Origin of the sequence: Streptomyces mobaraensis (genome assembly GCF_020099395.1) — a bacterium.
Taxonomy (GTDB): domain Bacteria; phylum Actinomycetota; class Actinomycetes; order Streptomycetales; family Streptomycetaceae; genus Streptomyces.
Genome location: NZ_CP083590.1, coordinates 6511277 through 6525413, shown reverse-complemented (window position 1 = coordinate 6525413; position 14137 = coordinate 6511277). Strand labels below are relative to the sequence as shown.

Sequence of the window (14137 nt, the reverse complement as noted above, 5' to 3'; positions counted from 1 at the left end):
CCGGCCACAGCGCACCGGGAAACGCGAGGGGGGATCACCATGTCCCAGCTCGACCAGCCGCCCGACCACGACCCGGCCGAGGTCGCCGAGTGGCTGGAGTCCCTCGACTCCGCGGCCCGGACCGGGGGGCCGCACCGGGCCGCCTACCTGCTGCGGCGGATGACCGAGCACGCCGCGCGCACCGGCGTGGACCTCCCTCCGCTCACCCAGACCCCGTCTACCGCTACCGGGAGGCGGGCGGCCCGGAGGCGGGCGGCCTGCCCGCCGACGCACCCCGGTCGCAGCTGCTGTCCTCCGGCACGGCCGTCCACTGGGCCCTGGACGCCCAGCGGCTGCTCGCCGAAGAGTGGGGCGTGGCCGCCGACGTCTGGTCCGCGCCCTCCTGGACGGAGCTGCGCCGCGACGCCCTGTCCTGCGACGCGGCCCGGCTGCGGGGCGAGGAGCGGGTCCCGTACGTCACGCGGGCGCTGCGGGGCGCCCCGGGACCGGTGGTGGCGGTCAGCGACTGGATGCGGGCGGTTCCCGACCAGATCGCGCCGTGGGTCGAACAGGACTGGACGTCCCTCGGCACGGACGGGTTCGGCCTCTCCGACACCCGCGAGGCGGCCCGCCGGCACTTCGGCGTCGACCCGGGGTCGATCGCGGTGGCCGCGCTGGAGGCGCTGGCGCGCCGGGGCGAGGTGAAGCCGGAGACGGTACGGGAGGCGGCGGCACGGTACGGCGGGACGGCGGGCTGAGCCGCGGGGGCCAACCGAGGCCGGTACGGCTCTACTTGCCGGGCCGGCGCGCCTGGCCTCCCTTCCCCGCCTTCCCCGCCTGGTCCGCCTGGTCCGTCGCCCCGGCGGCGGACCGCTTGCGTCGCCGCCGGCTCGGCAGCCACGCCACGCTGTCGTCGTCCCCGACGTACCGCCCGAGCGCTCCCTTGATCACCGAGAGGGCGGCGGGCAGGGCCGCGATGGCCGCGGCCTTGAGGGCGGAGACGTCGGTCAGGTCGAACCCGTCGGCGATGAGCAGGCCGAGAAAGGTGGTCAGGTAGGCGGCGATGGTGCGCTCGGCTATGTCGGCGAGCACCTTCTTGTTCATGGGTCCGTCCGTCTCTCTCAGTGGGGTCTGATGATGTGTACACCACATCATCGGGGCCTACGGCAAGCCGTCCGTGGGTAGCGATCCGGCGTCGCCGCCCGTGACGGCACGGGCGGCCGTGCCCGAGGAGGTGGGCCGCATGGCCCGTTACGCGTCCCCCGGCTCCCCCGACGCCGTGGTCTCGTACCGTCCGCGGTACGACCACTGGATCGGCGGCGAGTACCGCCCGCCCGCCCGGGGCGGCTACTTCGAGAACCCGACGCCGGTGAACGGCGAGCCCTTCACCGAGGTCGCGCGCGGCACCGCCGAGGACGTCGAACGCGCCCTGGACGCCGCCCACGCCGCGGCCCCGGCCTGGGGCCGCACGGCACCGGCCGAGCGGGCCGCGGTGCTGCTGCGGATCGCCGACCGCATGGAGGAGCACCTGGAGGCGCTCGCCGTCGCGGAGTCGTGGGAGAACGGCAAGCCCGTCCGCGAGACGCTCGCCGCCGACATACCACTGGCCGTCGACCACTTCCGCTACTTCGCGGGCGCGTTACGCGCCCAGGAGGGCGGTCTGTCCGAGCTGGACGAGGACACCGTCGCCTACCACTTCCACGAGCCGCTGGGCGTGGTCGCCCAGATCATCCCGTGGAACTTCCCGCTCCTGATGGCCGCGTGGAAACTGGCCCCGGCCCTCGCCGCCGGCAACGCGGTCGTCCTGAAGCCGGCCGAGCAGACACCGGCGTCGATCCACGTCTGGCTGGACCTGATAGCCGACCTCGTCCCCCCGGGGGTACTGAACGTCGTGAACGGCTACGGGGTGGAGGCCGGCAAGCCTCTCGCCTCCAGCCCGCGCGTAGCCAAGATCGCCTTCACGGGCGAGACCACGACCGGCCGCCTGATCATGCAGTACGCCTCGGAGAACCTGCGCCCGGTCACCCTCGAACTGGGCGGCAAGAGCCCCAACATCTTCTTCGACGACGTCTCGGCCGCCGACGACGACTTCCGCGACAAGGCCCTCGAGGGCTTCACGATGTTCGCCCTCAACCAGGGCGAGGTCTGCACCTGTCCGTCCCGCGCCCTGATCCAGCGCGGCCACTACGCGGACTTCCTCGCCGCCGGCATCGCCCGCACCGAGGCGATCGTCCCGGGCCACCCGCTGGACACGGACACCATGATCGGCGCCCAGGCGTCCAACGACCAACTGGAGAAGATCCTCTCCTACTTCGACATCGGCCGGCAGGAGGGCGCCCGCGTCCTCACCGGCGGCCACCGCGCCGAGCCGGGCGGCGAGTTGAAGGGCGGCTACTACGTGGAACCCACGATCCTCGAAGGCACCAACCGCATGCGCGTCTTCCAGGAGGAGATCTTCGGCCCCGTCGTCGCCGTCACCCCCTTCACCGACTTCGACGACGCCATGGCCCTCGCCAACGACACCCTCTACGGCCTCGGCGCCGGCGTCTGGACCCGCGACGGCACCACCGCCTACCGCGCCGGCCGCGCCCTCCAGGCCGGCCGCGTCTGGACCAACTGCTACCACCAGTACCCGGCCCACGCCGCCTTCGGCGGCTACAAACAGTCGGGCATCGGCCGCGAGGGCCACCGGATGATGCTGGACCACTACCAGCAGACGAAGAATCTCCTCGTGTCGTACTCGGCGAAGAAACTCGGCTTCTTCTAGGGGCGCGAAAAAAGGCGCCTGACCAGGGCTTTTGCCCGGCAGGCGCCTTCCGTTCGCCCCACTCAGAGCAGGGACCCGTTTGCGTCGTAACTCCCAGTTCGTCCCACCACCATCCCGTTCCCGACCAGCTCTTCCGGACCAGTCACGGACCAAAGACCCCGTTCACTTCGCAGGCGGCGAGCCCTGGCTGACGCGGTCCCACTCCTGCATGGACTGCTCAATGAGACGGTTGGCCTGTTCCCGGACACCGTCCAGGAACTTGGCGTAATGACGGAAGAGGACCTCAATGCTCTGGCCCGCGCGGCGAGCACATTCGGCCGGGTCCACACCGGAGTACAGCCAGAACGAGATCCCGGCGTGCCGGAGATCGTAGGGCCGCTTGGCCAGCTTGGAGGCAAGCTCCGTCCGGGTCAGCACGTACTTCCGTGCCCGCGACCACGTCGTGCCGTACGCGGCCGCGTCCACGTAGTTGCCCGCCTGGTTCCGGAACAGCCGGCCGTCCGGCGCCACGCCAAAGCGTTCGATGTGCGCTCGGAGCATGCGCACGAACTGCGGCGGAATGGGCACGGGCCGGGTTGCGGTCTCCGCTCGGCGCTTCAGCGAATGCACCTCGTGCACGGCACCGTCGTCCGTCCAGTCCTTGCCTGCGGTGACGACGCCGCCCGACAGGTTGAGCAGTCCCCACCCAGTCTCAGGCAGGTGGCACTGGTCGAAGCGGAGGTGGATGACCTCTGCCGGCCGCATTGCCGCGTAGTACATGCAGCCGAAGAACGCCTCCAGATGAGGTCCTCGCCCGCGCTGCTGAGCAACCGCAGCCAACAACCGGGCGACCTGAACCGGGTTGGGAACGACGGCCGGATCCACTTCCTCGTTGACCGCCGGAGCGTTCCACCTGAGGCCGTGGAGGGGGCTCTCTGCGAAGTAACCTTTCTCCACTGCGGTGTTGAGTACTTCGTTGAACGCAGCTCTCTTGCGCCGCGCTGTCTTGGCCGCAGCCGCCTTGCCATCCAGCTTGCGGCACAGGGCGTCCAGAGCACGTCGCAGAACATCAGCTTCCGCGAGGGCGCTGACGGGCAGGGAGTTTCGCCGCATCCAGTCAAGGGCCTTACGCCATTCCTCGCTCGGCTCTTGGGCCCACGCGTTCTTGTTGAATGCCCACGAGTACAAGGCACGCCGCAACACCCGCGCCTCCGGATAGGCTGCACCCGGGTGCACCAAGGCGGGCGTGATGGTGGCGAGTGCGTCAGCCAGTGTGCGGCGGGTGTTTCCCGGCGTACGGTCCCACCGCTGGTCGAGGTATTCGTGGGCAAGGTCATACCATGTCGTCCGCTGCTTGATAGCTCGCAGTTCGGACGCCGGCAGACCCGTATGTTCATCGAAGGGCTCACCGTCGCGCGCCGCCGTCATCAGCTTCGAGCGTCTGCTGTCGGCGAGCCCGAAGGTCATGAATGATTCGGACTTTTCGCGTCCATTAACCGTCCATCGGACCATGTACGGCTTGCGCCGGTCGAGGCGCTCGCGTATGTCCCAGAATCGGACGTTGTAGCTCATTCCCAATGTACGGAGCCCCTCTCACACGCCTCCCACCAGGCGTCCAAATCGCTTCGCCGGCATCGCAGCTCACCGTTCGGCAGTTTGATCATGCGCGGCGCCAGACCACGGGCACGTAGCCGATAAAAAGCCGACGGACTCATCCGGATTTCGGCAAGCACTTCTGCAAGTTTCAAGGCAGCCGGGCGCGCCATTGACTGTCACCTTCTAGCTCGGGGATCACGAAGAATCGGTCGGAAAGGCGTCGCATTGACCGATCAGTGCAGGCTGGCCGCTCCGGCACCTTCTTCACCGACGCCAGGCAGTCCAACCCGCTGTTCGCACGGCTCCACCGCCAAGCTCAGCCACACGCGAACGAGACCAATGATCCGGAGGACACCCGGTTTCGCTAACCGGGGATCATCAGCTATATAGCGCTCAGCGCACTTGGCCACGGGAATGTCAGCTGGCGGCTCGGGCTGGCCGCGCGGAGCGCTGGCTCCCTGCGTGATGCCAGCCATGAGGAGTCTGCCGTCGGCCAGGTTAAGGTCGCCGAGAACCGCGCCTTCGAAAGCTTCGACGGTACAAGCGGTGCGCCTCGCGTCGGCTCCGGGGCGCTTCTGTCAGGAGCCAGATGAGCCCTCGCAGCATTCAGCGCACCAAGGACAAGCAGAACGGGGCTGTTGAAGTGGAGGGTGCACATTTCAGCGCTGGCCAGTTAAAACTCCTGGTGCACTATTAAGCGGCAACGCCAGGGGCGCCGACTGCCCGGTATTTCCGGGAGCGTTGTATGTTGACATGGCTCAGCCCTTGGCTCCAGCCCTGTAGGACGGTATCCCGTCTGCCGTGAGCGAATCCGCCCCGACGTTCCCCTGCCATGAGCTGTCGTTCAGCCGGTTACTTCCAACCGTGTCGCGCGGCCCAAAGCGTCAGGCGGTTCGCTTGGGGCCTGTTATTGGTTTCCCTCCTGGTCCTCTGTGCCTCACATTGGCCGGCGTCCTGTCCATCCATTGCGGTTCTCGACGATTTGATCAGCGGGCTGGCGGGGCGTGCCGATCTCCGTGCCGGACTGCGTCCGGGATCCAGGGGGGAGCCCCGAATAGAGGGCGAGGAAAAGAGACAGGGAGGAACAACCATGGTTCTTCTGGATCTTCAGGTCATAGCTGCCGTCCGCAGGGTGTACGACGCCCAGGACGGGGCGTTCGACGGCCTTGCAGCCAGGGCGGACAGCGACGTCAGCACCCTGCTCTGCGAAGGAGCAGGCGACAGCGCGCTCAGCTTCCTGGGCTGTTGACGGCCCGGACAGGCGCCACCGGCGCCGCGAACGATCACCGCGCCGATCCCCGCGATCTGACCGTTGCCCGCTTCCAGCCCATGTCACCTCCCCTTGCGGACGCAGTACTTAGGCGGGGCCTGGCGTTTACGCCTCCTGGACGATCCGGTAGGCGGTGGTGTCGATTCTGCCCGGCAGCCGGCGGGGCACCCCCGGAGGTGCGTACGCCCACGGGCAGGCCAGTGAAGGTAAACCGGTCAGCGGGCCGATCCTGCTCAGGCTCGGCTGCGGCGTGTATCGTCCGCACCGTCCCGTGCGGGAGCGAGCAGGGCAAGCAGGTGCCGCAGCTCGGTCATCGCGTTCCGGCTGGCGCTCTCGACCGCGCTCATCGCGGCCGCCGCCTCCTCCGGCATGATGGCCAGCACCTCGTGCGCAGCGCCGACCTGGACCACCGTCAGGCTCGCGTTGTGGCTGACGCTGTCGTGGAGGTCCGCCGCGATCCGCGCCCGCTCGGCGTCGACCACGGCCTGTACCACGCTCTCCCGTTCACACTCCAGCAGCCAGTCGCGCCCTCGATGGCCGACCGGTGGCACCGCCGCACCCGGACGAGGGCCGCGCCCGGCCAGCCGGCGGCAGTGCCCGGCACCTACGGCGTCGCACTGCCCTCAGCCGCCCACCTGGGTCCCCGGGGCCATAGCCACCGGGCGGGGCAAACGCATCGCGGCGACCTGCACTCGGCTGCTGCTCCGCAGGGACTTCCGCCCCCGGCTCGTAGGCAGCGCCCCGGCCTCGGCTGCTCCCACACCCACCGAGGCGGCCACGGGGCCGCGCCGGCGCTGGATGCTGACTCGTGAGGCCCGAGGCGATGGCGAACGGCTCCCGCGCCAAGGCGCCCGATCTTGGTCTGGAACTTGGAGACCGCAGCTTGCAACACGAGAACACCACCTGCTGGCGGCTGCTATTCGCTCGCGCGCGCTCGGCGGGTGTTGCGGCAAGGGGGGCCGGATCAGCGTGTCTCCGGGCTGTCCCAGTAGTGGCGGAGCATCTCGGTCGGCCATGCCGGCGTGGTGACCGGGCCACGGGGGCCCATCTGGGGGAAGTACGGCGCGAGGTCGAGGATCGGCGTGCCGGCGACGGCGTCCAGGTCGGTGACGTGGAGGTCGCGTCCTTCGGTGCGCAGCAGGCGGGGGAAGGAGAGAGCCAGCTGGTTGGGCCTTCGGTGGTTGCGGTGGACGAAGGTGCCGGTGGCCGGCCACTGGGTGTTGCCGCGGGGGCTGCGGGCGTGGAGGGCGATGTCGTCGGGCGTGGCGAGGTGGAAGTGCCAGACGACGGTGAGGTGGGAGAACTCTTCGATGCCCTGCAGGGTCTCCAAGGGGTATTCGGGGTGGAGTCGGATGATCGACTCGACGCCGCCTTGGTGGTCGTCGATCGGTTCGACGTGGCCGCCTACGACGGTGGCGATGCTGGTGACTCCAAAGGACGTTCCGGGCACGGTTTTCCCTTCCCGCATGGCCGAGGGGCTCCCGTCAGGGGTGTCACCTCGGGCACTGTCATGGCGCGGTCAGCCTACGCGGCTGAGGACGGCGCGAGCTCTGGCGTCGAGGGCCGCTGCGGTGCTGTCGCCGCCGCTCCGGCTGCGGAAGGGCGAGAGGGACCGGCGCATCTGGACGACGGTTTCGCGGGCGCGTCCGGAGTGGATGCCGCCCATGGCGTCGAGGGCCTGGTGCCATGTGGCGCAGGCGGCTTCGAGCGAGCCCTGCCTGGCCTGGACGGCGCCGAGGTAGCCCAAGGTGACCGAGTGCGTGCGGGCGAAGGTCTGCTGGCGGCGGGTACGGACGCTGCGCCGGAATTCGCGTTCTGCTGCCGGGAGATCGCCCAGATCCCGCAGGGTGCAGGCGGTCTCGTGGGCGAGACTGGCCTCGGCGAAGAACCACACCCGCCCCGGTTCCTCGTCGCCTGGCCGGGCGTTGCTCAGGTCGTCCTCTGCGCGGAGGAGCGCGTCGAGCGCGTTCTTCTTCCGTCCGGCGGCGGCAAGGCTGCGGGCGTGCACGACCCCCAGGAGGGCCTTTTCCCGCGGGCTGGCCTGGGTGTAGCGGCCCTGCCGCAGGGAGGCGTCGGCCAAGTCGACGGCCGCGCTGGTGTGCCGGAGGTCGACGGCCTGATGGGCCATGGCGCGCAGGATGTGGCCGGCCAGGGGGGCGTCGTCCGCCTCGGCGGCCAGGCGGAGCGCCAGGGAGAAGTAGCGTTGGGCCAGGCCGTGTTCGGAGGCGTCGAAGGCGGTCCAGCCGGCCAGGTAGGCGGTCTCTCCTGCGGCGGTAAACATCTGCTGGCGCACCTGCTCGGTGGCGAAGCGACCGCTGAGGTAGGTGGCGATGTCGTTGCGGAGGTAGGCGACGAGGGCCGCGCGTCCATCCGCGCCGCCGCGGCGTTGGTCACGGCGGGAGAAGAAGGTCACCATCTCGCGGACGCTGTCCACATCGGCGTCGTCGGCGGTACGGGAGGACACCGGCTGGCGCTCCCGGGCCTGCTGGGGGGCCTTTTCCCACCAGGCGCGGTCCGGCAGCGCGAGGGCCGCCACCGAGTACGCCGTGCCCGCCAGTATCTGCCTGCGCTCCATGTCCAGATCCTTCCCCCCGACGTCGACCAGTGCACTGAGCGGATCGGCGCTCCATGGCGTGTGCGGGATGGCTTCATCGGTGGTCAGGCCGATCTCAGCCGGGGTGATCACGCGTCCGAGGCCGCGCGAGAGCGTCTCACACAAGATGCGGGGCGCGTTCCCGCTGGGCTGTACGCCGCGGACCCACTGGGCGATGTGCGAGCGTGTTGTGCCGGCCAGCTCCAGGGCGCCGGATTCTCGAGCGACCCGGGCGAAGCGCTGGGCGGTCTGCTCCTGCGACCAGCCTGCTTCCCGAATCGCCGCGGCGAGTGCGGTGTTGCGTGTGTGCGCCATGGATGCGCCCCTGTCCACAAAACGATCTTTAACAGCTTTAACGGGGCCTGCGCGCTCACGGGGGTGCCCGCGAGCGTTCGAGCGGAGTTCCCTACGCATAACGGTATTCGGCAACTACGCAGCCAGCACGGCAGATTCGCCCAATTCAGCAACGCTGAGGCGATGGGTTTCACTGCTCGCGCCGGGCTGTGTCGACCCCGAAGGACGGCATGATGACGACGACTCCCCTGTGGCCGCCCAGAACGCACGATGGCTCCGCCCTCGTACACGCTTATGCCGACCTCCTAGGCTGGCCCCTCATCGTGGGCGGGCACCGCGTCTCCGCGAAGGTTGCCGAGCAGCAACTGGCCAACAACCCGGCCACCACGGTGCGCACGATGTGCACCGCCTTCGACGCGGTCACCGTTCCCTATCCCGTGGGTCTGGCCGCGCTGGCCTGGATCGAACGCGAGTGCGCCCCCCTGTCCTGCCTGACCGAGGACCACCGCACGATGGTCTTCCTCGTCCGAGCCGGCACGGGAGCGGACCTGGGAGCCCTGGAGGGCATCCGCCTGGCCACCGGTGCCGGGCAGATCCCTCTGCCTCCGTCTCCCCAGGTGCGCTGGGACACCCCGCCCTGGAGCAGCGTCACCCGCGAACCCCTCCCCCTGTGCGCCGCGGCGGACCTCAAGCGAGGTCTGCGCGATGCGCTGCGCCTCTTCTCCGGTGCCCTGGCCAAGCCACGAACCAGCAGGTGATCCCGCCCAACGGAGTGCCCATGTCAACCGGCGCGCATCCCCGCCGCACCACCGGCGGCTTCCAGCCCCTGTGCGACATGCCGCCCTGGAGCAGCCCCGTGCCCGTCGCCGACGGGGACCGGTTCCTTATCCGGCAGGTTCGCGAACACCTGCTCGGATACCAGGCATTCTGCGACGTCGCCGATGCCGAGCGCACCTTCGACCTCCTCGACGAGGTCCTGGGCGCTTTCGCCAGCCCCGGTCCCCACCGGGTCAAAACCCTGACCGATGAGCTGTCGGCGGTGCTGGATCAGTTGGCCCGCAACACCGGATTTTTCTTCGCCCGCCACCTGGGCCACCAGACGCAGCACACGGTCGACCGGGCCCGGGAGTTGCTCGAGACCCCGCCACCGACGCACCCCGCAGCAGCCCAAGGCCACCTGCGACGTCTCGCAGGCTCTGTCGCGGCCCTGCTCGAGCTGGAGGAGGAGCCGGCCTGACCAGCACCACAACGGCCCGGCGCCCTGCACGAGCCCCGCCAGCCCGTGCCGGATTCGCTTTATTCACCCTCTATCTTCACTTCGCCCAGGAGTCCCAAGTGCCCCCGCTCGCCTCGACCGACCAGGCCGAACAGACCCCCGCTGCCACCTCGCTCGACGCTATGGCCGCCGACCTCGTGCGCCGTGCGACCGACGCACAGCGGTTGCGCGCAGCGGTCGCTCAGATGCCCGGTGCGGCGCACCGGCGGGTGGCGTTCGTCCACGCTTGCGAGAACAACACGAGGGCGCTGAAGGCGTTGGTCGGGCGTCACGGCTGGCCCACCCCCGCGCTGGTCGGGGATGAGGCGTCGGTGGCGGCGCTGCAGATCTTCCTCCATGCCCACGACACCCGCGACCTGCCCTTCAAGGTCCATTGCAAGAACCTGATCGCCGCGGCCGTGGCCAAGGGACAGTGCTCGCCGATCATCGGGGCCTACGTCGAGGACCACGTGGCCGTGGCACTGGGGCAACCGCAGCCCTTCGGCACTCGGATCAACGGTGCCCTGCGCCGGCCGTACCCGATCCGCGATACGCAACAGGTCGACGCGCGCCGTGCGGAGGCCGGCCTGCCTCCCCTGGCGGAAGCCCTCGCCGCCGTCCTCGCCACGACCGCACCCTGACCGGGCAGCCGTCCTGATTCCCGCCCCCCGCCTCGCGTCCCACCAAGCCCGAAAGACCATCCTATGCCGGCTTCACCCCACCCGTTCCCCCCTTCCTCCGTCCGTATCTGCTCCCCCGGCCGATCTCCGGCGGCCATGGGCGTGTTCGTCGCGCCACGAGACGGCGAGGCTCCGTCGGCGATCCCGCTCGTTCTCGACCCCAAGCGCGGCGTCACCTACGGCCCGCACGAGGTCCCGGGCGACCGTGACATCGACGGAACGCTCTGGCAGCGATGGGCGGGCACTCCCACGGGTGCCCTGCGGCCGGCCGAACACCACCCCGCGCGGCAGCGCATCGCCATGGAGCGACTGCTGTGTGCGGTGGGGGGAGGTCCCCCCGACCGTCAGCCGCACCGGGGCATGCTCTGGCTGCTGCCCGCCGAACCCCCGCTCTCCCTGACCAGGACCCGGCCCCGGGATGTGCTCACCGCCACGCCGCCGACCTGCATGTTCTGCGCTCACCGTGCGCTGATCACCTGCGATGCGCTCCGCCGTGGCCACCTGGCGCTCCGCGTGCCCGAGGCCGAGCCCGTGGGCGTTCGGGGGACGGTCTATTCACCGACTGGTCCCCCCGTGCGGCAACAGTTCGTGGCTTTCACCGACCCGGCGATCCGCTGGGTCGTCGCCGAGCAGCTTGTCCTCGAACTGCGCGGTGCGGTGCCCGAGAACCTCACTGTCACCCGCCGCAGCCTCCCGGGCCGACACCCGCGACCGGGCAGCCCGCACCGGGCCAACCAGGCGCCGGCCTCCCAGCTCGTCCCCGCTTACTCCTCCATTGCAGATCCGAGGAACGTCCCGCTATGACCACACGCTCCCCGCAGACAGTCCCGGAGGCCCCGACGGTCTCGGAGGCGGCCCTCGAAGAACGCCGTGCCGCAGGCCGCGCATTGGACGAAGCGCTGCGCGCCCGCGGTCTCCACCCGCTCCTGCGCATCGGAACCACCGCCGGCCATGCGGTGACGGTGACCATCACCGCCTCCACTCCTTTCTGGAACGGGCCCGAGCACGCGACCGTCCCGGCACCGGACGAGGCCCGAGCTCTCGAACAGGCGTTGCTGGCCCAGGACATCAAGGCCCAGGCACGTGCCATCGGCGATGTGGAACCCGCGATGGAGATCAGGCTCCATTCCTGCCGGGACGCACACCGTCTGGCCGGGCTCGTCATGGAGCACCTCCCTGAGGCGCACGCCGCCGCACACAGGCTGCGGACCGCCCTGGCCACGGTGGGCATCGAAGCGGAGAACCTGCGGCCCAAGGGTGGCCAGGTCGACGTGAACGTCATCAGTGCCGTCGAGGCCATTACCCTCGTGCGGGTACTGGGCTTCACCGGGTGCGACGGCCTCGACCCGCACGACGGGGCCCACCTGGAATCCATCACCACCTGTCTCGGGCAGACACTGCGGCACGTCCTCGGCTGCTTCGTCGATGTCATGGCCTGCTACGGCGCCTGCAGCAGCTGCGGCAGACCGCACGAGGTCACCGTGGGACCGGTCTCCCCCGGCACGGCATTGCAGCTCGCCGATGCCGTCACAGCCACCGCCTCCAAGCCCCTCGAAGGCGACCCGGCTGACGCAGCGCCCCGCGCGGACGACGGGCGACGGGCATGAACCCGACCCACCGCAATGTCGATCTCTGGCGTCACCACGGCCAACAGCGGGCTCTCGCCGAGGCAGCGCGCGATGCCTCCGACAGCTACCGCTGGGACCTGTACGACAGCTACGGACCGGGCCCGGAATTCCTCGGCAATGTGGCCGGCCGGAACGTCATCGACGCCGGCAGTGGCACCGGGCAGACCATCGCGCACCTGGTCCAGGAACGCGGTGCCTGTGGGGTGGGAGTGGACAACTCCCCCACCATGACTCGGCTTGCGACCGAACGCTACGGCACGATTCCCCACCTCACCTACGTCAACGACGACGCCGCGCGGTACCTGGCCCAGCGACACGGCACCTTCGACGTGTGCATCTCCCGGTTCGGTGCCTTCTGCTTCACCGACCCCCACCTCATGCTGGCCGCAGCCGCCATGGCCCTGCGTCCCGGCGGGACGCTCGTGCTGTCCACGATGGCCGAACACGCGGACGGCATTCCGGCAAGCTCGCTACCGGTCGCCAGCTCTTCGTCCCTGCCACAGGAGGGCGGCAGCGCCCGAGCCGTGCCCCGGTGGGTGCTCACCGATGCCCTGTGGCGGCAGCTGCTGGACCGCACCTTCGACGTCGAAGTGCTGGAGCGGCTGGCCAACCCTCGCCACCCCCGGCGGGCGGTGGCCACCTACCTCATCCGCGCCTCCCGCAGATGAAGTCCCCGGCCGTCCTCGTCGCCGCGCCCCCTCTTCTTGCTTCGGAGTACCCCTGATGCCGGATGCCCCCTTCCTCCCCTCCCTCGCCCCTGGCGACCGCCGCGGCAGCAGATCGCCCGCACCGCGCCGGCCGCCGGTCCGGCTGGATCTGCTGGTGTCGCTCACGCGCCTGCACCGCGAAGGCATCGCCGCCCGCATGACCCGCCGGCTCGTCCCCGACGTCGGTGAACGGCGCGCCCTGGTGCGCTGGGAGCAGCGGGCCGTGCGCGAGGTAGCGCCGATGCTGAGCAGCGTTGGGTGGCCGGGGGTGGACGTGGTCGGGGAGGTCGGCGCGGAGGCGGCGTGGTGGATCGCCCTCACCTGCGACCAGCACACCGCCTTCCAGCAGGACGCCCACCGTGCGCTCGTCGAGGCCGTCGAGGAAGGACGCGCGCCGGCGCGCCACCTGGCGTATCTGGAGGACCGGTTACAGATGCACGCTGGCGCACCGCAGGAGTACGGCACCCAGCACCTGCTCTTCGCCGACGGGTCCGTGGAACTGCACCCGGTGAAAGACCCGCGTCTGATGACCGGGCTGCGTCGGCACGCCGGCCTGCCCGTCGCCGGCTACCGGCAGGCCGACCTTCGCCTGCTCTCGCTCACCCGCGGGCCGCACGTGCAGGCCCCGGTCCCCCGCTTTCACCACTCCTGACCGTGAGGGTGGCCCCGATGTCCCCTGTCGAGCCAGAATTGCCTGATCGTTCCACCGCTCTGCGCCAGGTCCTCGCCGGCCGCGTGCCGCCCGTCGAGATTGAGGCGTTGGCGACAGCGAAGGTCTTCACCTTCGAACAGCGCGTCGTTATCACGCTGACGGCCTTGGGTGACACCCATGATCGGGCGTCGGAGTCGTTGCACCTCCCGCCGAACCGGTTGGCCCACCTGCTGCGGACCGTCAGTCATCACTTGCGCTGCCCCAACCGTGTACCGGCCATTGCCCAGGCCGCCTACCAAGCACCCGCCTTCCCGCTCCCGATTCCTGGCCCCGAGGACGGCCCGCCCCCGGCCCTCACGCCCAGGGAGTGGGCACTGCTGTGGCGGCGGGCCCGCGGAATGACGCTGCGCGAAGTCAAGGCCGAGCAGGGGATACCGGCGGCGCAGCTGCGGCAGGTGGACGAGAGCCTCGTCGCCAAGCTCGGCGCGGACAACCGCACGCATACGATCCGCCGGGCCTGGCAGCTGGAGCTCTTCGCCCGCCCTTTGACGGTGCCCAGTCAGTACCCGGCGGGCCACTCCGAGGTGGCCCGGGTGTTACGAGAGCTGGGGGCGCGGTGATGGGGCTCTTCTCGGCCGCCTCCATGGTCACGGCACCTGCGGGACCGAACGGCGGGAAAGCGGGCGAAGCCGAGCTGCGAATGGCTCACCCTCAGCCCTTTGGCCCCCTCGGCGGTG

Annotated in this window: 16 protein-coding genes and 1 pseudogene; 11 read left to right on the top strand and 6 right to left on the bottom strand. The window is 70.2% G+C overall.

Annotated features, from left to right (window positions below; translation table 11 throughout):
- Positions 1 to 218 precede the first annotated feature (218 nt).
- Positions 219 to 737: pseudogene (locus K7I03_RS29015) on the top strand (transketolase-like TK C-terminal-containing protein); the annotation flags it as partial.
- A 31-nt stretch (positions 738 to 768) separates the two neighbouring features.
- Here the strand turns inward: K7I03_RS29015 and K7I03_RS29010 are convergent.
- Positions 769 to 1083 (bottom strand): holin, encoded by a 315-nt coding sequence (locus tag K7I03_RS29010; RefSeq protein WP_185945737.1) that lies wholly within the window; start codon positions 1081 to 1083, stop codon positions 769 to 771.
- A gap of 139 nt (positions 1084 to 1222) precedes the next feature.
- Between K7I03_RS29010 and exaC the strand changes: the two genes are divergently transcribed.
- Positions 1223 to 2746, top strand: coding sequence for an acetaldehyde dehydrogenase ExaC (gene exaC / locus K7I03_RS29005; RefSeq protein ID WP_185945738.1), 1524 nt, complete (start codon positions 1223 to 1225; stop codon positions 2744 to 2746).
- A 162-nt stretch (positions 2747 to 2908) separates the two neighbouring features.
- Here the strand turns inward: exaC and K7I03_RS29000 are convergent, their stop codons facing one another.
- Entirely contained in the window at positions 2909 to 4297 is a 1389-nt protein-coding gene (locus K7I03_RS29000) for a site-specific integrase (RefSeq protein WP_185945739.1), read from the bottom strand.
- Complete coding sequence (locus tag K7I03_RS28995; protein ID WP_224347269.1) at positions 4294 to 4491, bottom strand: helix-turn-helix transcriptional regulator; 198 nt, start codon at positions 4489 to 4491, stop codon at positions 4294 to 4296. Before K7I03_RS28995 ends, K7I03_RS29000 begins: the two co-directional genes overlap by 4 nt.
- Positions 4492 to 5411: 920 nt before the next feature.
- Here K7I03_RS28995 and K7I03_RS28990 point away from each other — a divergent pair.
- Positions 5412 to 5570, top strand: a complete 159-nt coding sequence (locus tag K7I03_RS28990; RefSeq protein WP_185945740.1) for a SapB/AmfS family lanthipeptide — start codon at positions 5412 to 5414, stop codon at positions 5568 to 5570.
- Positions 5571 to 5824: 254 nt separating this feature from the next.
- Here the strand turns inward: K7I03_RS28990 and K7I03_RS28985 are convergent, their stop codons facing one another.
- From K7I03_RS28985 to K7I03_RS28975, 3 genes are all read right to left on the bottom strand, one after another.
- Entirely contained in the window at positions 5825 to 6142 is a 318-nt protein-coding gene (locus tag K7I03_RS28985; protein ID WP_221903615.1) for a histidine kinase, read from the bottom strand.
- A 413-nt stretch (positions 6143 to 6555) separates the two neighbouring features.
- Positions 6556 to 7041 carry an SAM-dependent methyltransferase gene (locus K7I03_RS28980; protein WP_224347268.1) on the bottom strand — a complete coding sequence of 162 codons (486 nt, stop codon included), beginning with the start codon at positions 7039 to 7041 and terminating at the stop codon, positions 6556 to 6558.
- A gap of 69 nt (positions 7042 to 7110) precedes the next feature.
- Positions 7111 to 8499, bottom strand: coding sequence for a Tat pathway signal protein (locus K7I03_RS28975; protein WP_185945742.1), 1389 nt, complete (start codon positions 8497 to 8499; stop codon positions 7111 to 7113).
- Between the two features lie 212 nt (positions 8500 to 8711).
- Here K7I03_RS28975 and K7I03_RS28970 point away from each other — a divergent pair, with 212 nt between their 5' ends.
- The 8 genes from K7I03_RS28970 (at position 8712) to K7I03_RS28935 (ending at position 14020) form a co-directional block, all read left to right on the top strand.
- On the top strand, positions 8712 to 9236 hold the full coding sequence (locus tag K7I03_RS28970) for a hypothetical protein (RefSeq protein ID WP_185945743.1): 525 nt from the start codon (positions 8712 to 8714) through the stop codon (positions 9234 to 9236).
- Positions 9237 to 9256: 20 nt separating this feature from the next.
- The gene (locus K7I03_RS28965) at positions 9257 to 9715 is read left to right on the top strand and encodes a DUF6415 family natural product biosynthesis protein (protein ID WP_185945744.1); all 459 of its coding nucleotides are present in this window, start codon (positions 9257 to 9259) and stop codon (positions 9713 to 9715) included.
- A gap of 98 nt (positions 9716 to 9813) precedes the next feature.
- Entirely contained in the window at positions 9814 to 10374 is a 561-nt protein-coding gene (locus K7I03_RS28960) for a DUF6624 domain-containing protein (protein ID WP_224347267.1), read from the top strand.
- A gap of 135 nt (positions 10375 to 10509) precedes the next feature.
- Positions 10510 to 11217 carry a hypothetical protein gene (locus tag K7I03_RS28955; protein ID WP_185945745.1) on the top strand — a complete coding sequence of 236 codons (708 nt, stop codon included), beginning with the start codon at positions 10510 to 10512 and terminating at the stop codon, positions 11215 to 11217.
- Positions 11214 to 12020: a hypothetical protein gene (locus K7I03_RS28950; RefSeq protein ID WP_185945746.1), complete on the top strand. Its 807-nt coding sequence runs from the start codon at positions 11214 to 11216 to the stop codon at positions 12018 to 12020. Before K7I03_RS28955 ends, K7I03_RS28950 begins: the two co-directional genes overlap by 4 nt.
- Complete coding sequence (locus K7I03_RS28945; RefSeq protein WP_185945747.1) at positions 12017 to 12709, top strand: class I SAM-dependent methyltransferase; 693 nt, start codon at positions 12017 to 12019, stop codon at positions 12707 to 12709. The genes K7I03_RS28950 and K7I03_RS28945 overlap by 4 nt, the downstream gene beginning before the upstream one ends.
- 55 nt (positions 12710 to 12764) lie before the next feature.
- Entirely contained in the window at positions 12765 to 13400 is a 636-nt protein-coding gene (locus tag K7I03_RS28940) for a DUF6624 domain-containing protein (RefSeq protein WP_185945748.1), read from the top strand.
- A 38-nt stretch (positions 13401 to 13438) separates the two neighbouring features.
- Positions 13439 to 14020, top strand: coding sequence for a helix-turn-helix transcriptional regulator (locus K7I03_RS28935; RefSeq protein WP_185945749.1), 582 nt, complete (start codon positions 13439 to 13441; stop codon positions 14018 to 14020).
- Positions 14021 to 14137: the final 117 nt, after the last annotated feature.